General features: G+C 74.5%; 22 protein-coding genes. 16 read left to right on the top strand and 6 right to left on the bottom strand.

Translation table 11 applies throughout. The features are described from left to right. Positions 1 to 4 precede the first annotated feature (4 nt). Both BM142_RS13090 and BM142_RS13085 read left to right on the top strand, forming a co-directional pair. Complete coding sequence (locus tag BM142_RS13090) at positions 5 to 865, top strand: MBL fold metallo-hydrolase (RefSeq protein ID WP_092199253.1); 861 nt, start codon at positions 5 to 7, stop codon at positions 863 to 865. 11 nt (positions 866 to 876) lie between these two features. Next, the gene (locus BM142_RS13085; protein ID WP_092199250.1) at positions 877 to 1,860 is read left to right on the top strand and encodes an aldo/keto reductase family protein; all 984 of its coding nucleotides are present in this window, start codon (positions 877 to 879) and stop codon (positions 1,858 to 1,860) included. Between the two features lie 61 nt (positions 1,861 to 1,921). Here the strand turns inward: BM142_RS13085 and BM142_RS13080 are convergent, their stop codons facing one another. Further along, positions 1,922 to 2,131: a hypothetical protein gene (locus BM142_RS13080; RefSeq protein WP_092199247.1), complete on the bottom strand. Its 210-nt coding sequence runs from the start codon at positions 2,129 to 2,131 to the stop codon at positions 1,922 to 1,924. 109 nt (positions 2,132 to 2,240) lie between these two features. On the opposite strand from BM142_RS13080, the gene BM142_RS13075 reads away from it, so the two are divergent. The 4 genes from BM142_RS13075 to BM142_RS13060 are packed head-to-tail and all read left to right on the top strand — an operon-like array spanning position 2,241 to position 4,647. Further along, positions 2,241 to 2,687, top strand: coding sequence for a phage holin family protein (locus BM142_RS13075; RefSeq protein WP_092199244.1), 447 nt, complete (start codon positions 2,241 to 2,243; stop codon positions 2,685 to 2,687). Next, positions 2,684 to 3,187, top strand: coding sequence for a DUF3618 domain-containing protein (locus tag BM142_RS13070; RefSeq protein ID WP_092199241.1), 504 nt, complete (start codon positions 2,684 to 2,686; stop codon positions 3,185 to 3,187). Before BM142_RS13075 ends, BM142_RS13070 begins: the two co-directional genes overlap by 4 nt. Then, complete coding sequence (locus BM142_RS13065; protein WP_092199238.1) at positions 3,184 to 3,456, top strand: DUF4235 domain-containing protein; 273 nt, start codon at positions 3,184 to 3,186, stop codon at positions 3,454 to 3,456. The genes BM142_RS13070 and BM142_RS13065 overlap by 4 nt, the downstream gene beginning before the upstream one ends. 48 nt (positions 3,457 to 3,504) lie before the next feature. Further along, on the top strand, positions 3,505 to 4,647 hold the full coding sequence (locus BM142_RS13060; RefSeq protein WP_092199235.1) for a YihY/virulence factor BrkB family protein: 1,143 nt from the start codon (positions 3,505 to 3,507) through the stop codon (positions 4,645 to 4,647). 21 nt (positions 4,648 to 4,668) lie between these two features. Here BM142_RS13060 and gcvT read toward each other — a convergent pair whose 3' ends face one another. Next, positions 4,669 to 5,790, bottom strand: a complete 1,122-nt coding sequence (gene gcvT / locus BM142_RS13055) for a glycine cleavage system aminomethyltransferase GcvT (protein ID WP_092199232.1) — start codon at positions 5,788 to 5,790, stop codon at positions 4,669 to 4,671. 36 nt (positions 5,791 to 5,826) lie between these two features. Between gcvT and BM142_RS13050 the strand changes: the two genes are divergently transcribed. Further along, positions 5,827 to 7,341 carry a leucyl aminopeptidase gene (locus BM142_RS13050; RefSeq protein WP_092199229.1) on the top strand — a complete coding sequence of 505 codons (1,515 nt, stop codon included), beginning with the start codon at positions 5,827 to 5,829 and terminating at the stop codon, positions 7,339 to 7,341. A 106-nt stretch (positions 7,342 to 7,447) separates the two neighbouring features. Here BM142_RS13050 and BM142_RS13045 read toward each other — a convergent pair whose 3' ends face one another. After that, on the bottom strand, positions 7,448 to 7,810 hold the full coding sequence (locus tag BM142_RS13045) for an oxidoreductase (RefSeq protein ID WP_092199227.1): 363 nt from the start codon (positions 7,808 to 7,810) through the stop codon (positions 7,448 to 7,450). Positions 7,811 to 7,986: 176 nt separating this feature from the next. Between BM142_RS13045 and lpdA the strand changes: the two genes are divergently transcribed. The 3 genes from lpdA to BM142_RS13030 all read left to right on the top strand — a co-directional run bounded on the left by lpdA (position 7,987) and on the right by BM142_RS13030 (position 12,291). Next, positions 7,987 to 9,366 carry a dihydrolipoyl dehydrogenase gene (lpdA, locus tag BM142_RS13040; protein WP_092199224.1) on the top strand — a complete coding sequence of 460 codons (1,380 nt, stop codon included), beginning with the start codon at positions 7,987 to 7,989 and terminating at the stop codon, positions 9,364 to 9,366. Positions 9,367 to 9,414: 48 nt separating this feature from the next. After that, entirely contained in the window at positions 9,415 to 11,298 is a 1,884-nt protein-coding gene (gene sucB, locus BM142_RS13035) for a 2-oxoglutarate dehydrogenase, E2 component, dihydrolipoamide succinyltransferase (protein ID WP_092199221.1), read from the top strand. A gap of 87 nt (positions 11,299 to 11,385) precedes the next feature. Then, positions 11,386 to 12,291 carry a TIGR01777 family oxidoreductase gene (locus tag BM142_RS13030; RefSeq protein ID WP_092199218.1) on the top strand — a complete coding sequence of 302 codons (906 nt, stop codon included), beginning with the start codon at positions 11,386 to 11,388 and terminating at the stop codon, positions 12,289 to 12,291. Positions 12,292 to 12,297: 6 nt separating this feature from the next. Here the strand turns inward: BM142_RS13030 and BM142_RS13025 are convergent, their stop codons facing one another. After that, on the bottom strand, positions 12,298 to 14,010 hold the full coding sequence (locus tag BM142_RS13025) for a serine/threonine-protein kinase (protein ID WP_092199215.1): 1,713 nt from the start codon (positions 14,008 to 14,010) through the stop codon (positions 12,298 to 12,300). Between the two features lie 102 nt (positions 14,011 to 14,112). On the opposite strand from BM142_RS13025, the gene BM142_RS13020 reads away from it, so the two are divergent. Next, positions 14,113 to 15,360 (top strand): protoporphyrinogen/coproporphyrinogen oxidase, encoded by a 1,248-nt coding sequence (locus tag BM142_RS13020; protein ID WP_092199212.1) that lies wholly within the window; start codon positions 14,113 to 14,115, stop codon positions 15,358 to 15,360. Next, positions 15,360 to 16,094 (top strand): Type 1 glutamine amidotransferase-like domain-containing protein, encoded by a 735-nt coding sequence (locus BM142_RS13015; RefSeq protein WP_092199209.1) that lies wholly within the window; start codon positions 15,360 to 15,362, stop codon positions 16,092 to 16,094. Before BM142_RS13020 ends, BM142_RS13015 begins: the two co-directional genes overlap by 1 nt. A 37-nt stretch (positions 16,095 to 16,131) precedes the next feature. Here the strand turns inward: BM142_RS13015 and BM142_RS13010 are convergent, their stop codons facing one another. Continuing rightward, positions 16,132 to 17,547 (bottom strand): amidase, encoded by a 1,416-nt coding sequence (locus tag BM142_RS13010; protein WP_092199490.1) that lies wholly within the window; start codon positions 17,545 to 17,547, stop codon positions 16,132 to 16,134. 195 nt (positions 17,548 to 17,742) lie between these two features. Between BM142_RS13010 and lipB the strand changes: the two genes are divergently transcribed. From lipB to BM142_RS12995, 3 genes are read left to right on the top strand one after another with little or no spacing between them, the layout of a single operon-like run. Beyond that, entirely contained in the window at positions 17,743 to 18,387 is a 645-nt protein-coding gene (gene lipB, locus BM142_RS13005; protein WP_092199206.1) for a lipoyl(octanoyl) transferase LipB, read from the top strand. Next, positions 18,384 to 18,767 carry a PPOX class F420-dependent oxidoreductase gene (locus tag BM142_RS13000; protein WP_092199203.1) on the top strand — a complete coding sequence of 128 codons (384 nt, stop codon included), beginning with the start codon at positions 18,384 to 18,386 and terminating at the stop codon, positions 18,765 to 18,767. Before lipB ends, BM142_RS13000 begins: the two co-directional genes overlap by 4 nt. Further along, complete coding sequence (locus BM142_RS12995; protein ID WP_092199201.1) at positions 18,764 to 18,985, top strand: hypothetical protein; 222 nt, start codon at positions 18,764 to 18,766, stop codon at positions 18,983 to 18,985. Before BM142_RS13000 ends, BM142_RS12995 begins: the two co-directional genes overlap by 4 nt. Positions 18,986 to 19,162: 177 nt before the next feature. Here BM142_RS12995 and leuS read toward each other — a convergent pair whose 3' ends face one another. Further along, on the bottom strand, positions 19,163 to 22,054 hold the full coding sequence (leuS, locus tag BM142_RS12990; RefSeq protein WP_092199198.1) for a leucine--tRNA ligase: 2,892 nt from the start codon (positions 22,052 to 22,054) through the stop codon (positions 19,163 to 19,165). Positions 22,055 to 22,378: 324 nt separating this feature from the next. Between leuS and BM142_RS12985 the strand changes: the two genes are divergently transcribed. Continuing rightward, complete coding sequence (locus BM142_RS12985; protein WP_254790872.1) at positions 22,379 to 24,640, top strand: putative bifunctional diguanylate cyclase/phosphodiesterase; 2,262 nt, start codon at positions 22,379 to 22,381, stop codon at positions 24,638 to 24,640. Positions 24,641 to 24,651 lie beyond the last annotated feature (11 nt).

The following is a 24,651-nucleotide window of genomic DNA, read 5'->3' as shown; positions in this document are numbered from 1 at the left end:
CCTGATGGAGGTCACCCTCCTGGGCACGGGTGCGGCCGACGGCTGGCCCAACCCCTGGTGCGGCTGCGAGTCGTGCACCGACGCCCGGCGCCGGGACGAGCAGCGCCGGCCCACCTCGGCGCTGGTCGACGGCGTCCTGCTGCTGGACCTGGCCCCGGGGCTGCCGCCCGGCGGGATCTCCCTCGGGCGGGTGCACACGGTGCTCGTGACGCACGCCCACCCCGACCACTGCTCGCCGTTCTCGCTGCTCTGGCGGCACTGGGCACGGCCGACGGCGCCGCTCACCGTGGTGGGGCCGGCGCCGGTGCTCGAGGAGTGCCGGCCGTGGCTGGCCCCGGACGGCCCGGTGCGCCTCACGGCGGTCGAGCCCGGCGACGTCCTCGACCTCGCCGGTCACCGGGTCCGGGCACTGGCGGCCGACCACGACGTGCCGACCGTGCTCTACGACGTGACCGGCCCGGACGGCGGCCGGCTGCTGTACGCCACCGACACCGGGCCGTTGCCGGAGCCCGCCGTCCTCGCCACCCGCGGAGCCGCGTTCGACCTCGTCCTGATCGAGCAGACCTTCGGCGACGTGTTCGACCACGGCACCCGGCACCTGGACCTCGCGACGTTCCCCGACCAGCTGGCCCGCCTGCGCGCCGTCGGGGCGGTCACCGATGCGACCGACGTGGTCGCCGTGCACCTGAGCCACCACAACCCGCCGGCGACGGAACTGGCCGGCCGGCTCGCCGTCCACGGCGCCCGCACCGTGCCGGACGGGACGACGCTGACGCCCGGGGCCGGACGCGCGGTCCTCCCAGGCCCCCCGCAGGGGCCCGCAGCGAGCGTGCGAGCGGTGGGGGGCGAGGGGTCCTTCTACTAACGTCGCCGTCCGTGGAATTCCGACGCCTCGGCCGCTCAGGCCTGAACATCTCCGAGATCGCCTACGGCAACTGGCTCACCCACGGTGGGCAGGTCGAGGAGGACGCTGCACTCGCCTGCGTGCGGGCCGCCCTCGACGCAGGCATCACCACCTTCGACACCGCCGACGTCTACGCCGGCACCCGGGCCGAGGCGGTCCTCGGCCGTGCGCTGGAGGGCCAGCGCCGCTCCTCCTACGAGCTGTTCACCAAGGTCTACTGGCCCACCGGTCCCGGGAGGAACGACCGGGGACTGTCGCGCAAGCACATCGTCGAGAGCTGCCACGCCTCGCTGGAGCGGCTCCGGACCGACTACGTCGACCTCTACCAGGCCCACCGCTACGACCCGACCGTGCCGCTCGAGGAGACGATGACCGCGTTCGCCGACCTGGTGCGGGCGGGCAAGGTGCTCTACATCGGTGTCTCCGAGTGGAACGCCGAGCAGATCGCCGCCGGTGCCGCACTGGCCCGCGAGCTGGACGTCCAGCTGATCAGCAACCAGCCGCAGTACTCGATGCTCTGGCGGGTCATCGAGTCCGAGGTCGTGCCGACGTCGGAGAAGGAGGGGCTGTCGCAGATCGTCTGGTCGCCGCTGGCCCAGGGCGTGCTGACCGGCAAGTACCTGCCGGGGCAGCAGCCGCCGGCCGACAGCCGGGGCGGCCACGCCGAGGCCGGGACGTCGATGCGGGGCTTCCTCCGGGACGACATCCTGTCCGCCGTCCAGGGGCTGCGCCCGATCGCCGACGACCTCGGCCTGTCGATGGCCCAGCTGGCGATCGCCTGGGTGCTGCAGAACCCGAACGTCGGCGCGGCGATCATCGGCGCCACCCGACCCGAGCAGGTGCACGACAACGTCCGGGCCTCCGGTGTCCGGCTGGACGACGACGTCCTGACCCGGATCGACCAGGTCCTCGGCGACGTCGTGGAGCGCGACCCGGCCAAGACCGCCCGGGGCTAGTGGGAGGACCCCGTCCCGCGCGCCGCACGCACGCTCGCGGCGAGACTCCGGACGGGGTCCTTCAGGAGGCGGCGAGGCCCATCCGGTAGACCTCCTCGTCGCCGTCGAGGAGCGTCACCGTGGCCACGCCCTTGTCCAGCAGCTCCCGCCAGTTCTCGCCGAGCCAGGACTCCGCGTCGCCCTGGTTGTCGGCGCCCGGCACCGCCACGCCGATGGAGGAGGGCTCGACGGCCGCTCCGGAGGAGTCCTCGAGGCGCCAGGTCCAGGTCATGCAGGCAGGCTAGCGACCCGCCCGCGCCCGTGCCGGAACCCGCCGTCCGGTTACGGCGGCGCCCGCGCGGGCATGGCAGGTCATCGACCCCGTCCCGTCCGGAGGACCGATGACTGCACCCCGTTCCCAGGCCGCCACCGGCGCCACCCGCGCCGACGAGCAGCCGGTACCCGAGAACGCGTCGACCGGACAGCTGATCAGCCAGCTCACCGAGCAGCTCAGCCGTCTGGTCCGGGACGAGGCCCGCCTCGCCCAGGCCGAGATGACCCAGAAGGCCAAGAAGCTCGGCGTCGGGGCCGGCCTCTTCGGCGGTGCCGGCCTGGTCGCCTTCTTCGGCCTGGCCGCGCTCATCACCACGGCGATCCTCGCCCTCGCCCTCGTCCTGCCGGCCTGGCTGGCCGCGCTCATCGTCGCGGTGGCCCTGTTCGCCGTCGCCGGTGTGCTCGCGCTCGTCGGCAAGAAGGACGTCGAGAAGGGCTCCCCGCCGGTGCCGACCGAGGCGATCTCCAGCGTCAAGACCGACATCTCGACCGTGAAGGAGAGTGCACGGCGGTGAGCACACCGAGTGATCCGGGAGACGGGCAGAGCGCGGCCGGCAACGGCCCCACCGATCCCGACGCCATCAGGGCGGACATCGAGGCGACCCGCGCCGAGCTCGGCCGCACCGTCGACGAGCTCAGCCAGCGCCTGGACGTCCCCGCCCGCGCCAAGGAGACCGCGGCGCGGGCCAAGGACACCGCCGTCGAGACCTACCGGGAGAGCCCGCCGGCGGTGGCCGGCGCCGGCGCGGCGCTGGTCGGCCTGGTGGGCCTGGTGCTGTGGCGCCGGCGGCGGAAGCGGCGGCGGGCGAGCACCGAGGAACTCGTCGTCGGGGCCCGCGTCGGCGGCCGGCGCGAGGCGAAGCGGGCGCGCAAGGAACTGGCCGCCCGCCGCACGGCGGCGCAGAAGGAGCGCAAGCGGGCCCAGAAGCGGCGCAGGCGTGCCGCCAGGGAACAGCGGCGTGCCGTGCAGAATGCCAAGGTCACGGCCCGTCGCGTCGCGAGGAGGAAGCGTTGAGCAAGGGAGCCAAGCTCGCCTACCGGCCGATCGGCCTGGTGGCCGGCATCGCGGCCGGGGCGGTGTCCGGCGCCGTCTTCAAGCAGGTGTGGAAACTGGTGTCGGACGAGGAGGACGCTCCGAGCGCCCTGCAGAGCGAGTACCCCATATGGGAGATCATCGTGGCGGCGGCACTGCAGGGCGCCATCTTCGCCGCCACGAAGGCCGCCATCGACCGGATCGGCGCCGACACGTTCACCAAGCTCACGGGTGCGTGGCCGGGAGACTGAGGACCCCGGCCAGCCGACCGTCGTCGCCCGCACTGCGAGGAGCACCCCATGACCGGCACCAGGCGCCGTGAGAGCAGCGTCGACCGGATCCGGCAGCGGGTCGAGGAGAAGGCCGCCCGGCGCGCGGCGGCCGCCGAGGCGGCGGCGGCCGGTGGGCCACCGCACGATCCTCGGACGCTCCCCCCGGACGCCCCGCCGCCCGAGGAGCTGCCGGGCGTCGGCGCCCGCTCCCCGGCCCAGATCCCCGCCCGGGGCTGGCTGCAGGTGCTCAAGCGGGCGTGGGCGGAGAACAACGCCGACAACATGCCGATCATCGCCGGCGGCGTCGCCTTCTTCGGCTTCCTGGCGATCTTCCCCGCGCTGCTCGCGCTGATCTCGATCTACGGGCTCGTCGCCTCGGCGGAGGAGGCGGCGGAGCAGGTCGAGGAGTTCACCAGCGGCCTGCCCCGCGAGGCACGGGAACTGGTCACCGACCAGGTCACCGCCGTCACCGAGAACGCGGGCGGCGCCCTGACGCTGAGCCTGATCATCTCGATCCTGGCCGCCCTGTGGAGCGCCTCCGGAGGCGTCAACAACCTCGTCAAGGCGGTCAACATCGCCTACGACGAGGTGGAGACCCGCAACTTCGTCAAGCTCCGCGCGCTCTCGCTGGGGCTCACACTGGGCGCGATCGTCTTCGTCGTCCTCACCATCGGCCTGGTCGCCGTGCTGCCCATCGTCATCGATGCGCTGCCCCTGGGCGGCGTCGGCACGGTGCTGGTGGAGGTCGCGCGCTGGGTGGCGCTGCTCGCCGTCGTCGCCGGCTCGCTGGCCGTGCTCTACCGGGTGGCACCGGACCGGGACGCCCCGCGCTTCCGCTGGGTCAGCCTGGGCTCGGTCGTCGTCACCGTGGTGTGGGCGCTGGTGAGCCTCGGCTTCACCCTCTACGTCAACAACTTCGGGTCCTACGACAAGACCTACGGCGCGATCGCCGGGGTGATCGTGCTGATGCTGTGGCTGTACCTGACCTGCTACCTCGTGCTGCTCGGCGCCGAGATCAACTCCGAGGCCGAGCACCAGACGGCGCAGGACACCACCGACGGCGAACCGCTGCCGATGGGCCGGCGGGACGCGGTGAAGGCCGACACGCTGCCGGCGAAGGCGGAGCCGGAGAAGGGCGACAGCGACCCGACGCGCAAGAACGCGGGCTGAGCGAGGGCCCCGACCGGAGCGTCAGCGCACGTGCGACTCGACGAACGGGAGCTCGACCACCTGCACCGCCTGCAACCGGCCCCGGACGTCCACGGCGAGCGTACTGCCGGGGTGCGCGCCGGCCGCGGTAGCGACCAGCGCCAGCGCGATCCCGGTGCGCAGGGTCGGGGAGAACGTGCCGCTGGTGACCTCGCCGACCCGCTCCCCCTCGGGGTCGAGGACCGCCATGCCGGGCCGCGGGATGCCCCGGCCGTCGGCCCGCAGCCCCCGGAGCACGCGGGGCGGGCCGGCCTCCTTCTCCGCGAGCAGTGCCTCGCGGCCCCAGAACGCCGGCTTCGCCCAGCCCACCGCCCAGCCGGCGCGCGCCTGGTTGGGGGTGATCTCCCGCGACAGCTCGTGGCCGTGCAGCGGGTACCCCATCTCGGTGCGCAGCGTGTCCCGCGCGCCGAGGCCGCAGACCCGGAGATCCTGGTCCTGGCCGGCCTCCAGCACCGCGTCCCACAGGGCCCCCGCGTGCGCGGCGTCGACGAGCAGCTCGTAGCCGTGCTCCCCCGTGTAGCCGGTGCGGCAGACGGTCACCTCCGCGGATCCGTGCGCCCCGGTGCCGGTCACGAACGACATGTACGCCAGCTCGCCCGGCAGGCCGAGCAGCTCGAGCACCTGCAGCGACCGCGGTCCCTGCAGCGCCAGGACGGCCACCTCGGTGTGCCGGTCGGCGACCGTGATCCCGGCCGGCGCGGCCTCCGTCAGACGCCGCACGACCTCGGCGGCGTTGGCGGCGTTCGGCACCAGCAGGACGTCGTCCGGGCCGTGCAGGTAGACGATCAGGTCGTCGAGGACCCCGCCGGCCTGCGGGTCGCCGTCGGGCAGGCAGCACAGCGAGTACTGCGCCTGCCCGGGACCGATGCGGGACAGGTCGTTGGTCAGGCAGGAGTCGACGAACGCCGCCGCCCCGGCGCCGCGGACCGTGGCCGTCCCCAGGTGCGAGACGTCGAACAGCCCGACGCCGGACCGCACTGCGGCGTGCTCGGCCAGCACGCCGCCGCCGGCGTACTCGACGGGCATCGACCAGCCGCCGAAGTCGGCGAACTTCGCGCCGGCCGCCACGTGCCGGTCGTGGAGAGGGGAGGTCAGCGGGCTCATGCGGGCCACGCTAACGCCGGCCCCTACGATCGAGCGGTGCCGCCGACGATCACCGCCACCGACCACCCGCTGGAGAAGCTGACCGGGGACGCCGTCGTCGTCGCCGTCGGCAAGGGCCCCGACGGGCCGCTGCCGACACCCGGCGCGGAGGCCGTGGACCGGCTGCTCGGCGGGCGCCTGCTGCCCGCGCTCGCCGATCTCGGCGCCCGCGGCGCCGAGGACGAGGTCACCCGCATGCCCTCCTTCGGGCAGGGCCCCTTCCCCGTCGTGGCCGTGGCCGGCCTGGGTGCGCCCGACGCGTCCGGGGGCTACCGGCCCGAGGCGGTGCGCCGGGCCGCCGGTGCCGCCAGCCGGGCGCTGGGCGGACGCCGTGCGGTCGTCAGCCTGCTCGCCGCCGTCGGTGGCACCCCGGACGCCGACCGGCTGCACGCCGTCGGCGAGGGCGCGCTCCTGGGCGCCTACGAGTTCACCGCGTACAAGTCCGACCTCCCGGCGGGCCGCCCGGTCCCGCCGAGCGAGATCACCATCGTCGTGCCGGACGCCGGGGCGGCCGAGGACGCGCTCCGGCGGGTCCGGGCCGTCGCCGACGCCGTCGCCCTGGTGCGCGACCTGGTGAACACCCCGCCCAACGACCTGTACCCGGCCGAGCTGGCCGCCCGCGGTGCCGCGGCCGGCGAGAAGGTGGGCCTGGCGGCCGAGATCCTCGACGAGGACGCGCTGGCCGCCGGCGGCTACGGCGGCATCCTCGCCGTCGGCCAGGGCTCGACCCGCAAGCCGCGCCTGCTCCGCCTCGCCTACTCGGGTCGCGGTGCGCGCCGGAAGATCGCGCTGGTCGGCAAGGGCATCACCTTCGACAGCGGCGGCCTGTCCATCAAGCCGGCGCTGAAGATGGAGGACATGAAGAGCGACATGGCCGGTGCCGCGGCCGTGATCGCCACCGTCTGCCTGGTCGCCCAGCTCCGGCTGCCCGTCGACGTGGTGGCCACCGTGCCGATCGCCGAGAACCTGCCCAGCGGCACCGCGTACCGGCCCGCCGACGTCGTGACCTTCCGCAACGGCAAGAAGGCCGAGATCACCAACACCGACGCCGAGGGCCGGGTCGTCCTGGCCGACGCGATCGCCCGCGCCGCCGAGGACAAGCCGGACTACCTGCTCGAGACGTCGACGCTGACCGGCGCCCAGATGGTCGCGCTGGGCTCCCGCACCGCCGGGGTCATGGGCAGCGACGACCTGCGGGACGCCGTCGTCGCCGCCTCCGAGCGCAGCGGCGAGGGTATGTGGCCGATGCCGCTGCCGGCGGAGCTGCGGAAGGGGCTGGACTCCCCCATCGCCGACTTCGTGAACGCCAACGCCGACCGGATGGGCGGCATGCTCGTCGGCGGGCACTTCCTCAAGGAGTTCGTGCCGGACGGCCTGCCGTGGGCGCACATCGACATCGCCGGCCCGAGCTACAACACCGGCGCGCCCTGGGGGTACACGCCCAAGGGCGGCACCGGCGTCCCGGTCCGCACCCTGCTGGCCACGATCGAGGCCCTCGTCCAGAAGGACTGATCCCGGCCGGGATCAGCTCACCTGATCGTGGCGCGTCCTCCCCCACCGCCCACCGTGGGGGAGGACGCCGCGCGGTGAGGGTGGATGCCCGCGACGCCGCCGACGCTCACTCCAGCCGGTTCGTCTTCTGGCGGGCGCTCCAGTCGCGCATCCGCTGCGGATAGCCGGTGACCTGCGCGTCGTACACCGGGATCGCGAGGTCCTTGGAGAGCCGGCGGGCGACGTCCGGGCCGTCGATGCGGCGCCGGGTCCACTCCCCGTCCGCGGCGACCAGCACGATCGTGGTCTCGGTGACCGTGGTGCGGGGCTCGACGTAGCCCTCCACCCCGCGGCGGCTGGCCACGAACTGCTCGAGGTGGCTCAGGTCCGTGCGGTGCGAGGCGCGGTCGAGGGTGCTCCCCCGCCCGCCGTCCCGCGCCCTGCCCGCCGGACGACGTCCCCGCCCGCGCAGCCGGTCGAACAGCCCCATCGCGTCTCTCCCGTCGTCGGTCCCGGCCCCCTGGCGGGCTCGTGATCATCGGCACGCCCCGCATGGCAACGGTGCTCCGGGCCGGGTCGTTCCCGGAGTGGCAGGATGAGGGGCACTGCCCCCGCGGCCCCCGCGCCGCACGAGCGGGACGCCGACGACTGCACCGAGGAGATCTCGTGAGCTCACCCACCTCCCCCGCCGACCTGGTCATCCTCGGTGGTGGCTCCGGTGGCTACGCCGCGGCCTTCCGCGCATCCGAGCTGGGCCTGAACGTCGTCCTCATCGAGAGGGACAAGGTCGGCGGCACCTGCCTGCACCGTGGCTGCATCCCCACCAAGGCGCTGCTGCACGCCGGCGAGGTCGCCGACCTGGCGCGCGAGGGCGAGCAGTTCGGCGTGAAGACGTCCCTGGCAGGCATCGACATGGACGGCGTCAACGCCTACAAGGACGGCGTGATCTCCAAGCTCTACAAGGGCCTGCAGGGCCTGGTGAAGGCCCGCAAGATCACCTACGTCGAGGGCGAGGGCCGGCTGACCTCCCCCACCACCGTCGAGGTCAACGGCGAGACCTACGAGGGCAAGCACGTCCTGCTGGCCACCGGGTCCTACGCCCGCAGCCTCCCGGGTCTCGACATCGACGGCACCCGCGTCATCACCAGCGACCACGCGCTCAACCTGGACCGGGTCCCGGCGTCGGCGATCATCCTCGGTGGGGGCGTGATCGGCTGCGAGTTCGCCAGCGCCTGGAAGTCCTTCGGGGTCGACGTCACCATCGTCGAGGCCCTCCCCCACCTCGTCCCGCTCGAGGACGAGTCCTCCTCCAAGCTGCTGGAGCGCGCTTTCCGACGCCGCAAGATCGGCTTCGAGCTGGGCAGCCGCTTCTCCGGTGTCCAGAGCACCGACAACGGCGTCAAGGTCTCCCTCGAGAACGGCAAGGAGATCGAGGCCGAGCTGCTGCTGGTCGCCGTGGGCCGCGGGCCGGTGAGCGAGGGCCTCGGCTACGAGGAAGCCGGCGTGCAGATGGACCGCGGCTACGTCCTCGTCGACGAGTACTGCCAGACGAGCGTCCCGACGGTCTCCGCCGTCGGCGACCTCATCCCGACGCTGCAGCTGGCCCACGTGGGCTTCGGCGAGGGGATCCTCGTCGCCGAGCGCCTCGCCGGCCTCAAGCCCGCGCCGATCGACTACGCGGGCGTCCCACGGATCACCTACTCCGACCCCGAGGTCGCCTCGGTGGGCCTGACCGAGACGCAGGCCAAGGAGAAGTACGGCGAGGTGAAGACCCTCACCTACGACCTGGCCGGCAACGGCCGCAGCCAGATCCTGAAGACGACGGGCGCGGTGAAGCTGATCCAGGCCGAGGACGGTCCGGTCGTCGGCATCCACATGGTGGGTGGCCACGTCGGCGAGCTCATCGCCGAGGCGCAGCTCATCTACAACTGGGAGGCCGAGGCCGACGACGTCGCGAGCCTCATCCACCCGCACCCGACCCAGAGCGAAGCGCTGGGCGAGGCCCACCTCGCCCTAGCCGGCAAGCCCCTGCACGTGCACGGCTGATCGACCGCTCGTCCCCCACTCCCCCACGCCAGAAGGAGCACTGCCCCGATGCCGACCTCCGTCACCATGCCCGCCCTGGGCGAGAGCGTCACCGAGGGCACGGTCACCCGCTGGCTCAAGCAGGAGGGTGAGCAGGTCGAGGCGGACGAACCCCTCCTCGAGGTGTCGACCGACAAGGTCGACACGGAGATCCCCTCCCCGGCCGCCGGGGTGCTGACCAAGATCCTGGTCGCCGAGGACGAGACCGTCGAGGTCGGCGCCGAGCTCGCCGTCATCGGTGGCGACGGCGACGGCGACGGCGGAGGCGGTGGCGAGGCCGCTCCGCCCGCCTCCGCCGACGACGCGGACACCCCCCAGACGCCCGACGAGCAGGTCGAGGACGCGGCGCCGGAGCCGCAGCAGGAGGAGCAGCCCGCCCCGCAGGAGCAGCCGGAGCCTGCTTCGGCCGACAGCGGGTCCGGCGGTGGCGGGGGCTCCGGCGGTGGCGAGGGGACGCCGGTGACCATGCCGGCGCTCGGTGAGAGCGTCACCGAGGGCACCGTCACGCGGTGGCTGAAGTCCGTGGGTGACGAGGTCTCGGCGGACGAGCCCCTGCTGGAGGTCTCCACCGACAAGGTCGACACCGAGATCCCCTCCCCGGTCAGCGGCACGCTGCTGGAGATCACCGTCAACGAGGACGAGACCGTCGACGTCGGCGCCCAGCTGGCCGTGATCGGCGGTGCCGGCGGCGGCTCCGCCCCCGCTCAGGAAGCCCCCGCTCAGGAAGCCCCCGCTCAGGAAGCCCCCGCGCAGGAAGCCCCCGCGCAGGAGGAGCCCGCCCAGGAGGAGCCGCAGGCGGCCCCGGAGGCCAAGCCCGCAGCCGACGAGACGGCGCAGCCCGGTGGCGACTACGGCGCCAGCGGCGCACAGCCGGCCAGCTCGCCGACGTCCGCGCCGCCGCCCCAGGTGGCCCCCCAGGCGCCTGCCCAGCAGTCCTCCGGCGGGGACGGGTCCGGCGCCTACGTGACTCCTCTCGTCCGTCGGCTCGCGGCCGAGAAGGGCGTCGACCTCGGGTCCCTGTCCGGCAGCGGTGTCGGCGGTCGCATCCGCAAGCAGGACGTGCTCGCCGCCGCCGAGAAGCCGGCTGCCCCGGCGGCCGCCCCGGCCCCGGCCGCCGCCTCGAGCGGGCCCAGGACCCCGTCCCCGGCGGCCACGCCCGACACGTCGCTGCGCGGTCGCACGGAGAAGATGTCGCGGCTGCGGACCGTCATCGCCCGCCGGATGGTGGAGTCGCTGCAGGTCAGCGCCCAGCTCACCACGGTGGTCGAGGCCGACGTCACCCGCATCGCGAACCTGCGCCAGCAGGCCAAGGGCGACTTCGAGGCCCGCGAGGGCGTCAAGCTGTCGTTCCTGCCGTTCTTCGCGAAGGCCTCGGTCGAGGCGCTCAAGGCCCACCCGTCGGTGAACTCCTCGATCGACCAGGAGGCGGGCACCGTCACCTACCACGACGCCGAGAACCTCGGTGTCGCGGTGGACACCGAGCGCGGGCTGCTGGTGCCGGTCATCCACGACGCCGGGGACCTCAGCCTGGGCGGGATCGCGCGGAAGATCGCCGACCTGGCCGAGCGGACCCGCTCGAACAAGGTCACCCCGGACGAGCTGGGCGGCGGGACGTTCACGCTGACCAACACCGGCAGCCGGGGTGCCCTGTTCGACACCCCGATCATCAACCAGCCGCAGGTGGCCATCCTGGGCGTCGGGTCGGTGGTGAAGCGCCCGGTCGTCGTCAACGATCCCGAGCTCGGCGAGGTCATCGCCGTCCGGTCCATGGTCTACCTGGCGCTGACCTACGACCACCGCATCGTCGACGGCGCGGACGCGGCGCGATTCCTCACCACCGTCCGTGAACGGCTCGAGGCCGGCCAGTTCCAGGGCGAGCTCGGGCTCGCCTGAGCACGGACCCCCCGCCCCCCACCACTCGCGCGCTCGCGGCGGGCCCCTGCAGGGGCCCGCCGTCGCGTGCGGCGTGAGGAGAAGTTCGTGAAGATCGCCGTGTCCGGCGCCTCGGGCCTGATCGGGGGCGCGCTCCTGCCCGCCCTGCGCGCGGACGGCCACGAGGTGCTGACCCTGGTCCGCCGCACTCCGCGGACCGCCGAGGAGCACCGCTGGGACCCCCAGCACCACCGCATCGACCCGGCGCTGCTGGCCGACGTCGACGCGGTCGTCAACCTCGGCGGGACGCCCATCCGTCCCCGGCCGTTCACCTCCGGCTACAAGGAGCGGCTGCTGAGCAGCCGGATCGACGCGACGACGACCATCAGCACGGCGCTCGCCGCTGCCGCCGCGGCCGATCCGACCCGGCCGCGCGTGCTCCTGTCGGCGTCCGCGGTGGGCTACTACGGCGACACGGGATCCCGGACGGTGACCGAGCGGGACCCTGCGGGAACGGACTTCCTGGCCCGGCTCTGCGAGCAGTGGGAGGCGGCCACCGCGCCCGCGGAGTCGGCCGGGGTGCGAGTGGTCCTCCTGCGGACGGGGCTGGTGCTCGACCGGGAGGCGATGCTGATGCAGGTCCTCGGCCGGGTCTTCCGGCTCGGCCTGGGCGGCCGGATGGGCAGTGGCCGGCAGTACTGGCCGTGGATCAGCCTGACCGACGTCGTCGGCGCGATGCGGCACCTGCTGACCGCCGACGTCTCCGGCCCGGCCAACCTGACCGGGCCCGCGCCGGTGACCAACGCCGAGTTCACCCGCGAGCTGGCCCGGCAGGTGCACCGGCCCGCGGTGATCCCCGTGCCGGCCGTCGCGATCAACCTGGCGCTGGGCGAGTTCGGGCGCTCCAGCGTCACCGCCGGGCAGCGCGCCCTCCCGTCGGTCCTCGAGGAGTCCGGGTACCGGTTCACCCATCCGGACTTCGCCTCGGCGCTGGGCGCGGCGACCGGTCGCTGACCGCCCTCACGGCAGGCGCCGTGCGGACTCGATCCGCCAGCCGCCGACGGTGCGCGCCAGGACCATGCGCACGGTCGTCTCCGGTCGTCCCGGCACCGTGCGCAGCGCCGGACCGTCCGGCCCGCCGGCGACGACGTCGTAGCCGGGCCACCGGTCGACCAGCTCCAGCTCGACGCGGTCCCCGTCGGTCCGCACCGCCGTCACCGCGACCACCTCCGGCGCGAAGCCGCGCAGCGCCTCGTCGGCCGCGGCCAGCCGGCGGGCGTGCTCCTCGTCGGCCGACCGCAGGGAGCTGCCGGAGGTGTAGACGTCCCCCCACGCCTCCGGGGCGGCGGCGGTGAACGCGGCGACCCGGCGCTGGTAGAGGTCGGCGACCACCGCCTGCCAGACCTCCGCGGAACCCGGCGTTCCGGGGCGGTCGGCGGGGCGGGCGTCCCTGCCGGCCGGGGGGACCTCCGCACCGGGCACCCCACCTCCCGTGCTCGGCGCCCCGTCCCCCGCCACCGGGGTGTCCGGGGCCGGCTCCCCGGACACCGGTCCGACCGTGCCGGGTCCGTCGACCGCCGAACCGACCGCCGCCTCCACCGGCCGGGCGCCGTCCCCGGGTGGCCCGCCGTCCCGGGCCCCGTGCATCCCCAGCCGGCCCGAACCCAGGAGGACCGCCACCACGGCGAGGACGGTCACCCCCAGGAGCCCCGCCCGCGCAGGCAGTGGACGCGCCCACCGGCCGGACCAGCGGCCCCGGCCACGGGCGGGGGGTCCGACGACGACCGGCGCAGGGCGCGCGCGGTGGCCCGGCACCTGGTGGGTCAGTTCCGTGCGGGGACCACGGCCGGTTCGCCCGAGGTCCGCGTCGGGGACGCCGTCGCGCGGCAGTCGCACCGGTTCCGGGCGGCAGGCGTGCCGCAGGTCCAGGGCGAAGGCCGCGGCCGATCCCCGGTCGTGCGGATCGGCCGCCAGGCCCCGGCTGATGACGGCGAGCAGCTGCGGCGGCGCGGCCGGCGCCAGTTCGGCGAGGTCGGGGAGCAACCCACCGGCGGCCACGGCCAGCGTGTCCGCCGGTGTCGCGGCGTTCCAGGGGGCGATGCCGGTCAGGGCGTGGAACGCCGCGGCCGCGATCCCGAAGACGTCGGAGGCGGGCCCGGGCGCCCCGCCCCGGGCGACGGTCGGGTCCACGTAGGGCGGCGTGACCTCCGCCGCCGCCTCCTCCCCCAGCACCCGGGCCACGCCGAGGTCGGTCAGCACGGGCCGCCCGTCGGCGGTGAAGACGATGTTGCCCGGTGAGAGGTCACCGTGGACCACGCCGTTGCCGTGGGCGTGCGCCAGGGCCGCGGCCACCGGGGCGATGGTGGTCACCACCTCACCGGGCCGCAGCCGCCCCCGCCGGCTCAGCAGCGCCGCCAGGCTGCCACCGGGCAGGAGGTCCAGCACGAGGGCCACCCGGGCGGCGCCCCCGCGCCGGGGCTGGTGGACCACCTCGATCAGCCGGACGAGGTGCGGATGGTCGAGCGCCCCCAGCAGGGCCGCCTCCCGGGCCTGCCGCTCCGGGTCACCGGCCACGAGCACCTTCACGGCGACCGGTTCCCCGCCGCGCCGCGGGACCGCCCGCCAGACCTCCCCGGAGCCGCCACGACCGAGCAGCGTGTCCAGGGTGTACCCGGGGACGACGGGCGGCGCCCCGACGGCACCGGCGTCGACGGGCGGCACGGCGGCAGGCATGGTCGGACGGTAGGGCGTGCCACGGTCCGCCCGCCCCGGTTGTCCACAGGCCGGCGGCGGGGCCACCCGGTCGTCGGCCCGGCTCCCGGCTACCGTCGGACGATGTCGTCGCGCGCCGAGGTCGTGGTGGTCGGGGCCGGCCTGGCCGGGCTCTCGGCGGCCGTCCGGCTGGCCGCGGCCGGGGTCGACGTGCACGTCCTCGAGGCGGGGGCCCACGCCGGCGGCCGGCTGTCCACCGAGCGGATCGACGGGTTCGTCGTCGACCGCGGCTTCCAGGTGCTCAACACCGGCTACCCCCGGGCGGCCGACCTCGACCTCGGGGCGCTGCAGCTCGGCTGGTTCGAGCGCGGGGCCGTCGTCCGGGTCGACGGGACGGCCCACCGGGTCGTCGACCCACGACAGCGACCGGCGGACGTGCTCGGCACGGCCACCGCCCCCGTCGGCTCGCTGCGGGACAAGGCCGCGCTCGCCGCCTTCTCCGTGCGCGCCGGATACCTCCCCGTCGGCCGCCTCCTGGCGGCCCCGGAGCGGACCGCGGAACAGGCGCTGCGTGCCGCCGGCGTGGGCAGCACCGCGCTCGACCGGTTCTTCCGGCCCTTCCTCGCCGGCGTCCTGCTGGAGGACGAGCTCGGTACGTCCAGCCGCTACCTCGACCTGCTCTGGCGCAGCTTCGTCCGCGGCTCGATCGGCCTGCCGGCCAGGGGGATGCAGGCCGTGGGCGAGCAGCTGGCCGACCGGCTCGCGCCCGGGCGCCTCTCCCTGCACACCGCGGCCCGTTCGGTCTCCCCGGGCTCCGTCGTCACCGACGACGGCACCTGGTCGGCGACCGCCGTCGTCGTCGCCACCGACCCGGACACCGCTGCCCGGCTGCTGCCGGCCGTCGAGGCGTCGGCGCCCCGCCAGGTGACGACGCACCTCCACGTCCTGCCGGAGTCACCGTGGCGACGTCCGCTGATCGTGCTGGGTGCTCCGGGCGGCCGGCTGGTGAACTCGGTGGTCGTCTCCGACGCGCAACCGCGGTACAGCCCCGACGGACGGGCGCTGCTCGCGAGCTCCACCCTCGCGCCGACCCGCGAGGAGGAGGTGCGCGCCGAGATCGCCGCGGCGCACGACGTCGCGCCGGACGACCTCGACCACCTCACCACCGTCACCGTCCCCGGTGCCCAACCCGCCGCGCTGCCCCCGCTGCGGCTGCGCCGGCCGGTCGAGCTCGGGGACGGCTTGTTCGTGTGCGGCGACCACCGCGACACCCCTTCCATCCAGGGCGCCATGGCGAGCGGGGCGCGCGCCGCCCGCGCCGTCCTCCGCACGGTGCGCCCGGCGCACCACGACGACCGGAGGACCTCCTGATGCCCGCGTCCCAGCCGACCATCCTGGCCACCAGCATGGGGTTCGCCTCCCGTGGCCGCGGCCCCTACGACTGGCGGCCGGGGCCGGTCTTCGACCTGGCCGTGGAGCTCGCCGGAGCGCCGGACCGGCCGCGGCTCTGCTACCTGGGGACGGCGACCGGCGACGACCCGGTGCGGATCGCCGGCGTCTACGGCGCGTTCGCCGGGAGCGCCGTGCAGGTCAGCCATCTGAGCCTGTTCACGATGCCGACGGTGGCCGACATGCGCGCCCACCTGCTCGCCCAGGACGTGGTCTGGGTCGGCGGCGGCAGTGTGGCCAACCTGCTGGCGGTCTGGCGGGTGCACGGCCTCGACGAGATCTTCCGCGAGGCGTGGCAGGCCGGCGTCGTGCTCGGCGGGGTGTCCGCCGGCTCGCTGTGCTGGCACGTCGGCGGCACCACCGACTCCTTCGGCCCCGACCTGCGTCCGGTGACGAACGGACTCGGCCTCATCCCGACGTCCAACGGCGTGCACTACGACTCCGAGGAGCAGCGGCGCCCGCTGTACCACCGGCTGGTGGCCGACGGCACCCTCCCCGGTGGGCACGCCACCGACGACGGCGCCGGGCTCGTGTACCGGGGGACGACGCTCGCGGAGGCGGTCGCCGACCGTCCCGGTGCCGCCGCCTACCGGGTGGAGCGGGGAGCCGACGGCACGGCCGTCGAGACCAGGGTCGAGCCCCGACGGCTCGCCTGAGCCCTCCGCCCCGGCCGGCGGGCGGCGGGCGTCGGTGTCAGCCGTTCACGAAGGGGTCCACCGGGGTGAGGGCACCGACCGCCGCCTGGATGGCCGCGGCGGCATCGAGCGCCCGGTCCTCGCGGAACGGCGCGGCCATGCACTGCACCCCGACGGGCATGCCGTCGGCGAGGCCGCCGGGGGTCGCCGCAGACGGCAGCCCCAGGAGGTTGGCCGGCATGACCGGCCGGAGCAGCTCGATCGCCGCGTCCGCCTGCTCGTCGCTGGCCACGTCCCAGCCGTGCGGGAACGCGGGCTGCGCCCACACCGGCGTGAGGACCACCGGGTAGTCCTCGAGGAACTCCGCCCACCGGCGGGCCACCTGGCGCCGGCGCACGAACATCTGCACGTAGGCGTCGACGTCCAGGCGCGGGTGGTCCCGGAGGACCCCGGTGAGGAACCCCTTCCCGTCGGCACCCATCACCTGTTCCAGCAGCGGCTGGAGGGTGCGGATCTCGGTGAACAGGAAGTCGCGCCACAGGTCGACCGCCGTCTCGTACTCCGGCGGCGTGACCTCCTCCACCTCGTACCCCGCGGCCGCGAGATGCGCGCCGGCCTGACGGACCACGTCGGCGATGCCGGCGTCCGTGCTGCCGCCGGGCGGTTCGGCCAGCAGCGCGACCCGCACCGGACGTCCGGAGTCGGGGTAGCTCAGCGGCACGGGAAGGCACTCCGGGTCCCGCCGGTCGGGGCCGCTCATGATCTCCAGGGCCATGCGCACGTCGCCGAGGTCCCGGGCCATCGGGCCGTTGACCATCATCATCTGGAACGACAGCGGCCCGTCCTCGGGCGCGATGACGGTGGCGTGCGGCACCCGGCCGGGCGTCGGCTTGATCGAGGAGACACCGCAGCAGTGCGCCGGGTTGCGCAGCGACCCGCCGATGTCGTTGCCGGCCCCGAGCGGGGACATGCCCGATGCCAGCGCCGACGCCTCGCCCCCGGAGGACCCGCCCGCGGTCCGGTCGGCGTGCCAGGGGTTGCGGGTGAGGCCCCGCAGACTGCTGTCGGTCGAGATGCGCAGGGCCATGTCGGGCAGGTTGGTGCGGCCGATGACGATGGCGCCGGCGGCACGCAGCCGCTCCACGACCGGGGCGTCGACCGGCGCGACCGCCTCGGCCAGCGCGGGCACACCGTTGGTCGTCGCGGTACCGGCGACGTCGATGTTCTCCTTGATCGTCACCGGCACCCCGTGCAGCGGGCCGAGGTCGCCGTTCCCGGCGGCGGTCCGCTGGTCGGCGAGCTTGGCGGCCTCCAGTGCCTGGTCGGCCAGGACGACCACCACCGCGTTGAGCGCGGGGTTGACCGCCTCGATCCGCGCCAGGTGCGCCTCCACGACCTCGACCGAGGAGACCGCGCCGGACCCGATCATCCCGGCGAGCTCTCCCGCACCCTTGCGCCACAACTCGTCGCTCATCCGTACCTCCACCGATCCTGCGCTCGGCACCACGGCGTGCCGGGTCGGGGCGAGCATGGCAAGCGACCGTCTCCCTGACCAGGCCCGTTGCGCATTTCGTGCGGCGATGCGTGCGCACGGCCGAGCGGGGCGGACGGCCGCGCGGCGACCTCGCGAGGACGGCGTCCTGCCCGGGCAGCGGCATAGGCTGGTGCGGTGAGCGGACTGCGGATCATCCGGGCGGGCACGGTTCCCTACGAGCAGGCCTGGGCGCAGCAGCGCGAGCTGCACGCGCAGCGGGTGGCCGGGACGGGGCCGGACACCCTGCTGCTGCTGGAGCACCCGGCGGTCTACACCGCCGGCAAGCGCACCGAGCCGCACGAGCGCCCGTTCGACGGCACCCCGGTCATCGACGTCGACCGCGGCGGCAAGATCACCTGGCACGGCCCGGGACAACTGGTCGGCTATCCGATCGTCGCGCTGCCCGATCCGGTCGACGTCGTCGCCCACGTCCGCCGGCTGGAGGACGCGCTGATCGAGGTCTGCGCCGGCTTCGGTCTCGAGACGATCCGGGTCGAGGGTCGCAGCGGTGTCTGGGTCGCCGCCGACGGGGCACGCCCCGAGCGCAAGGTCGCGGCCATCGGGGTCCGCGTCGCCCGCGGCGTGACGATGCACGGCTTCGCCCTCAACTGCGACCCGGACATGACGGCGTTCGCCAACATGATCCCGTGCGGCATCCCCGATGCGGGTGTCACCTCGCTGTCGGCGGAGCTCGGTCGCGACGTCCCGACGGCCGCCGCGATCGGCCCGGTCGAGGCCGCCATGACCCGGGTCCTGACCGCGGCGCCCGCACCCGCGTGACCCCGCTCCCCCGCAGCGAGTACGTCAGCCTCACCACGTTCCGGCGGACCGGCGTCCCGGTCGCGACCCCGGTGTGGGCGGCACCGGACGGCGACTCGCTGGTGGTCTGGACCCGCGCGGACTCCGGGAAGGTGAAGCGGCTGCGGCACACGAGCCGGGTCACGGTGGCCCCGTGCGACGTCCGGGGCCGGGTCCTCGGCCCCGCCGTGGAGGCGACCGCCGAGTTCGTCCCGCCTCCCGACCACCCGGGTGCGCTCGCTGCGCTGCGCCACGCCTACGGGCTGAGGTTCACCCTCGGCAACGCGATCTCCCGGGCCTGGCACCGGGCGCTGCGCCGCGCCGGTGAGCGCCACGAGCTGCTCCGCATCAGCGCCCCATGAGTTCGGCAGACCCCTGGCACTCCCCGGACCGGAACTTCCTGGGCGAGGACTCCCAGGGCGGCATGGGCAACGACGCGGGCCTCGACCGGGCTCTCCTGCGGCTGCTGAGATGGGCGCTCGGCCGCAAGGACGGCCGCACCACCCGCCAGGCCATCGAGGCCCGCGCCCGGAAGGCCCGCCTCAAGGCCGAACGCAAGGCCGCCAAGCGCTCGCGCTGACCTCCGACCACCGCACCCGGACGACGTGTGCGCACCGCGCAGCACACCTTGCTGCCGGACTCGGCTCCCCCTGACCCCGGGTGGACACGGAGAGGTCCGCGCAGGCGCACCGACAGGGCTGCGCGTGTCGGACGCGTGGCACGTCGCCGCGGTGCGGTCGGCGAGGACCGCGACGTCCTAGCCGAGGACGAAGTTGACCAGCCGGCCGGGGACGGCGACGACGCGCCGCACGGTGGCGCCGTCCAGGTAGCCGGCGATCTTGTCGTCGGCCCGCGCCGCCGCCTCCAGGGCCGCGGCGTCGGCGTCGGCCGGCACGCTGACCTGCGACCGCACCTTGCCGTTGACCTGCACGGCGACCTGCACGGTGTCCTCGACCAGCCAGCGCTCGTCCGCGACCGGGAACGGGGTCCACGCCGAGGAGCCGTCGTGACCCAGCCGGGTCCACAGCTCGTCGGCCAGGTGCGGGGCCAGCGGCGCGACCAGCAGCACCAGCGGCTCGACGACCGACCGGGGCAGCGGCGACGACGCCCCGTAGGCCTGGGTCAGGTGGTTGGTCAGCTCGGTGATGCGGGCGATCGCGATGTTGAACCGCAGCGTCGAGAACCCGTCCCGAACGCCGGCGATGGTGCGGTGCAGCGCCCGCAGCGTCTCCTCGCTCGCCGCCACGTCGTCGGAGGCCCGCACGGCCCCGGAGACCTCGTCGACCACGACGCGCCAGATCCGCTGCAGCAGCCGCTGCGAGCCGACGACGGCCTTCGTCTCCCAGGGGCGCGACTGGTCCAGCGGACCGGTCGACATCTCGTAGACCCGGAAGGTGTCCGCGCCGTACGCGCCGATCATCTCGTCCGGCGTGACCATGTTCTTGAGGCTCTTGCCGATCTTGCCGTACTCGCGGTTGACCGGACTCCCCTCGTAGAAGAAGCGGCCGTCCTTCTCCTCCACGTCGGCGGCGGGCACGTAGAAGCCGCGCTCGTCGGTGTAGGCGAAGGCGGAGATGTAGCCCTGGTTGACCAGCCGGCGGAACGGCTCCTCGCTGGACACGTGGCCGAGGTCGTGCAGGACCTTGTGCCAGAAGCGGGCGTACAGCAGGTGCAGGACGGCGTGCTCGACGCCGCCGACGTAGAGGTCCACGCCGCCGACGTCGCCGGGCTCCCGGGGGCCCAGCCAGTACTCCTCCAGCGCGGGGTCGACCATCCGCTCGTCGTCGGCGGGGTCCAGATAGCGCAGGTAGTACCAGCACGAGCCGGCCCAGTTGGGCATCGTGTTGGTCTCCCGGCGGTACTTCTTCGGGCCGTCGCCCAGGTCCAGCTCGACCGTCGTCCAGTCGGTGGCCCGGGAGAGCGGGGGCTCGGGCGCGGAGTCGGCGTCGTCGTCGGCGAAGGTCTTCGGCGAGTAGTCGTCCACCTCGGGCAGCAGGACGGGCAGCATCGACGTCGGGACGGCGACCGGCAGGTCGTCCTCGTCGTAGACGATCGGGAACGGCTCGCCCCAGTAGCGCTGCCGGCTGAACAGCCAGTCGCGCAGCTTGTAGGTGGTGGTCGCCTCGCCGTGCCCGTGCTGCACGAGCCACTCGGTGATGCGGGCGATGGCCTCGGCCTTCTCCAGGCCGTCCAGCGAGATCTCGTCGTTGGACGAGTTGATCATCGGGCCGCTGCCGGTGTACGCACCGCCCGCGAAGTCCGCCGGTGGCTGGACGGTGCGCACGACCGGCAGCCCGAACGCCTCCGCGAAGTCGAAGTCCCGGGTGTCCTCCCCCGGCACGGCCATGATCGCGCCGGTGCCGTACCCGGTGAGCACGTAGTCGGCGATGAAGACGGGCAGCTCGCGGCCGTTGACCGGGTTGACGGCGGTGACGCCCAGCCACACGCCGGTCTTCTCGCGGCCGGCGTCCTGGCGGTCCAGCTCCGAGCGGCGGGACGCCTGCCGCTGGTAGTCGCGCACCGCCTCCGCGGGCGTGCCCGCTCCCCCGGTCCAGCGCTCGTTGGTGCCGTCCGGCCACGCCTCGGCCGTCAGTGCGCCGACCAGCGGGTGCTCGGGCGCCAGCACCATGTAGGTGGCGCCGAACAGCGTGTCGGGGCGGGTGGTGAAGACCTCGACCGTCTCCTGACCGGCGGCGAACCGGACCTTCGCCCCGGTGGAGCGGCCGATCCAGTTGCGCTGCATCAGCTTCAGGGAGTCGGACCAGTCCAGCCGGTCCAGGTCGTCGATCAGCCGGTCGGCGTAGGCGGTGATCCGCATCATCCACTGCTTGAGCGGACGCCGGAACACCGGGAAGTTGCCCCGCTCGGAGCGGCCGTCGGCGGTGACCTCCTCGTTGGAGAGCACGGTGCCCAGGCCCGGGCACCAGTTCACCGGCGCCTCGTGCAGGTAGGCCAGCCGGTGCGCGTCGACGACCTTGCGGCGCGACACCTCGTCCAGCTCGGACCACGGCAGACCGGAGGGGTTCGTCCCCGGGGCCGGCGTGCGCGCCCCGGCGTCCAGCTCGGCCACCAGCTCCTCGATCGGGCGCGCCCTGCCGGCCGACTCGTCGAACCAGGCGCCGAACAACTGCAGGAAGATCCACTGGGTCCACTTGTAGTAGCCCGGGTCGATCGTGGCGAAGCTGCGGCGGTCGTCGTGGTCGACGCCCAGCCGGCGCAGCTGGGCCCTGATGGCCGCGATGTTGGCCTCGGTGGTGACCCGCGGGTGCTGCCCGGTCTGGACGGCGAACTGCTCCGCGGGCAGGCCGAAGGCGTCGTAGCCCATGGGGTGCAGCACGTTGTCGCCGTCCATGCGGCGGAACCGGCTGGTCACGTCGGTACCCAGGTAGCCCAGCGGGTGCCCCACGTGCAGGCCTGCCCCCGAGGGGTACGGGAACATGTCCATCAGGAAGTACTTCGGCCGGTCGGCCACCCGCTCGAAGCCCGCGCTCAGCCGTCCGCTCGGGTTGGGGGTGTGGAAGGTGCCGTCGGCCTCCCACCGGTCCTGCCAGGCGAGCTCGATCTGCTGGGCCAGCGCGGGCGTGTAGCGGTGCGGCGGCACGTCACCGGACGTCGGCTCGACGTGCGGCTGGTCGGCGGTCTGGCTCATCGCTGGTGCTCCCGGGTCATCGCAAGTGCTGGTACCGGCGGCAGACATGAAGAAACCCCTCACGCAGGAGGGGTCGCCGTGCTGTCCGAGGGTCTCAGGTCAGCACGGCCGGTGAAGCAGGAACCGCCCGGTCACGCCCCCAGCCTACCGCGTGCGGCCCCGCGGCCGGCCCGCCGGGCGGGCAGCGACCCGTGAGCGGCCTCTCACCCGTACGAGCCGGATCGGGATGCCGTTCGGCTGCGGATCGGGGGCCGGCGAGCCGATGGGAATCCCGTGGAACAGCATCGGCCACCGGGTGGGCATACGCGCCTGCCCTCGTCCCGGGTGCTGCTCTGGTTGACCGCCGCCTCCTTCCTGGCCTACGCGAGCGGCGTGGGCCCACGGCCGGGCGGCATGACCTGGGACGTCACCTACGACGTCGTCCTCTACAACCTCGCGTACCTGCCCGCGGCGCTGCTCTGCCTGCGGGCCGCCGGCCGGGTCCCCCGGGAGGGCGTCGCGTGGCGGGCGCTCGGCGTCTCGCTGCTGCTGAACGCGGCCGCGAACGTCGTCCGGACCCTCGTCGCGGGTGCCGACGGCGCCGGGACGTCCTCGGTGCTCGCCGTGGATCTCCTGTCGCTGGGCGCCTACCTGACGATGTGGATCACGCTGGTCGGCCTCGTGCGGGCCCGTGTCCCCCGCTTCCACCCCAGCATGTGGCTGGACGGCATCATCGGCGCGTTCGGCACCGCGGCCGTCGGCGTCGCCCTCCTGCTCGGCCCCTACCTGATCCCGGGAGAGGGCAGGGTCCCGCTCCCGCTGGTGCAGCTGGCCCTGCCCACCACCGACGTGCTGCTGCTGGCGCTCCTGGTCGCGCTGGGCTCGATCCTGGGGGTGCGCCTCGACCGCACCCTGCTCCTCATGACCGCCGCCCTGGGCTGCATCCTGGTCGGTGACGTGCTCCTCTTCTCACGCACCGTGGACGGCAGCTACGTCGACGGGAGCGCACTCGAGCTGACCTGGCTGAGCGGGATCGTGCTGGTCGCGCTCGCCGCCTTCCTGGCCCGGCCCCGGCCGGTCCCCGTCGACGACCCCGGCGTGGCGAGGACGCGCCTCGGCTGGCGACTGCTGGCCCTCCCCCTGACCGCGAACGTGGCCAGCCTGGCCGTGCTCGCCCTCGGCTGGGGCGACTCGATGCCACCCGCCGCGGCCTGGCTGGCCATCGGCTGTGCGCTGGCCACCATGGCCCGGACGGCGATCACCTTCCGGGAGGTGCGCGCGTTCAACGAGGTGCAGCAGCAGGCACGGACCGACGAGCTGACCGGCCTGCCCAACCGCCGGGCCCTGCTGGAGCGTGCCGGGCAGGTCCTGGCCACCGCCTCGGCACGGCGTCCGGCGGCACTGCTGCTGCTCGACCTCGACGGCTTCAAGGAGGTCAACGACAGCCTCGGCCACACCGCCGGGGACCAGCTGCTGGGCCAGATCGGGCCGCGCCTGCTCCCGGCGCTGGCTCCGGATGAGGTGCTGGCCCGGCTGGGCGGCGACGAGTTCGCCGTCCTGCTGCCGAACGCCTCCCTCGACCAGGCCCAGGAGCGGGCCGACCGGCTGCGCAAGCTGATGCTCCAGCCGTTCCCGGTGGAGGACATCCGCCTGCACGTCGGGGTGAGCGTCGGCGTGGCCACCGCGCCCGTGCCCGCCGCGACGGTGCAGGAGATGCTGCGCTGCGCCGACGTCGCGATGTACGCCGCGAAGTCCGCGCGCGAGGGCGTGCACGTCTACGTGCCCGACCCGCACGGCGGCAGCGGCGACCGGCTGCGCACGATGGAGGAGCTGCGCACCGCCCTGGACGGCGACGAGCTGCTCGTCCACCTGCAGCCCCAGGTCGGCTTCGCCGACGGCCGCGTCGTGGGCGTGGAGGCCCTCGTCCGCTGGCAGCACCCGGTCCGCGGCCTCCTCTCACCCGCCGACCTGCTGCCGGCCGCGGAGCAGGCCGGCCTGCTCCGGCCGCTCGCCGACACGGTGCTCGAGCTGGCGCTCACGGCTGCCGAGCTCTGGTGGGGCACCGATCCCGTCCCGGTGTCGGTGAACCTCTCCGCCGCGAACGTGAACGACGTCGACCTGCCCGGCAAGGTCGCCGCGGCGCTGGACCGGCACGGGCTGCCGGCGGACGCACTGACCCTGGAGCTGGTCGAGGACACCCTCATGGCCGACCCCGAGCGCGGCCGCCAGATCCTCGGGGAGCTGCGCCGGCTCGGCGTCCGCACCTCGATCGACGACTACGGCACCGGCTACAGCTCCCTGGCCTACCTGCGGCACCTGCCCGCCGACGAGCTCAAGCTCGACCGGAGCCTGACCGCCGACGTGGTCGGCGACCGGCGCGCCGCCGCGATCGTCCGGCACACCGTGGCGCTGGCGCACGACCTCGGGCTGCGCCTGGTGGTCGAGGGGGTCGAGGACGCCGCGAGCTGCGCCGCCCTGGCCCGGCTCGGGTGCGACGTCGCGCAGGGGTACGCCATCGCCCGGCCGATGCCGGTACCCGACTTCCTGCGGTGGCTCGCCTCCCCGGAGCACCCGCTGCTGGACCCGGAGCGCTTGGTCCGGCGCTGACCGCCGGGTCG

Origin of the sequence: Blastococcus tunisiensis (assembly GCF_900112815.1) — a bacterium.
In the GTDB taxonomy this organism is placed as follows: Bacteria; Actinomycetota; Actinomycetes; order Mycobacteriales; family Geodermatophilaceae; genus Blastococcus_B; species Blastococcus_B tunisiensis.
This window is presented reverse-complemented; position numbering and strand designations above follow the sequence as displayed.

Coding starts and splice junctions, on each gene's coding strand:
- BM142_RS13020 (WP_092199212.1), top strand. CDS start 14,113: ATGTCGTCGCGCGCCGAGGTCGTGGTGGTCGGGGCCGGCCTGGCCGGG.
- BM142_RS13060 (WP_092199235.1), top strand. CDS start 3,505: ATGACCGGCACCAGGCGCCGTGAGAGCAGCGTCGACCGGATCCGGCAG.
- BM142_RS13080 (WP_092199247.1), bottom strand. CDS start 2,131: ATGACCTGGACCTGGCGCCTCGAGGACTCCTCCGGAGCGGCCGTCGAG.
- BM142_RS13075 (WP_092199244.1), top strand. CDS start 2,241: ATGACTGCACCCCGTTCCCAGGCCGCCACCGGCGCCACCCGCGCCGAC.
- BM142_RS13025 (WP_092199215.1), bottom strand. CDS start 14,010: ATGCCTGCCGCCGTGCCGCCCGTCGACGCCGGTGCCGTCGGGGCGCCG.
- BM142_RS13045 (WP_092199227.1), bottom strand. CDS start 7,810: ATGGGGCTGTTCGACCGGCTGCGCGGGCGGGGACGTCGTCCGGCGGGC.
- BM142_RS13090 (WP_092199253.1), top strand. CDS start 5: ATGGAGGTCACCCTCCTGGGCACGGGTGCGGCCGACGGCTGGCCCAAC.
- BM142_RS13010 (WP_092199490.1), bottom strand. CDS start 17,547: ATGAGCGACGAGTTGTGGCGCAAGGGTGCGGGAGAGCTCGCCGGGATG.
- BM142_RS13015 (WP_092199209.1), top strand. CDS start 15,360: ATGCCCGCGTCCCAGCCGACCATCCTGGCCACCAGCATGGGGTTCGCC.
- leuS (WP_092199198.1), bottom strand. CDS start 22,054: ATGAGCCAGACCGCCGACCAGCCGCACGTCGAGCCGACGTCCGGTGAC.
- BM142_RS12995 (WP_092199201.1), top strand. CDS start 18,764: ATGAGTTCGGCAGACCCCTGGCACTCCCCGGACCGGAACTTCCTGGGC.
- sucB (WP_092199221.1), top strand. CDS start 9,415: ATGCCGACCTCCGTCACCATGCCCGCCCTGGGCGAGAGCGTCACCGAG.
- gcvT (WP_092199232.1), bottom strand. CDS start 5,790: ATGAGCCCGCTGACCTCCCCTCTCCACGACCGGCACGTGGCGGCCGGC.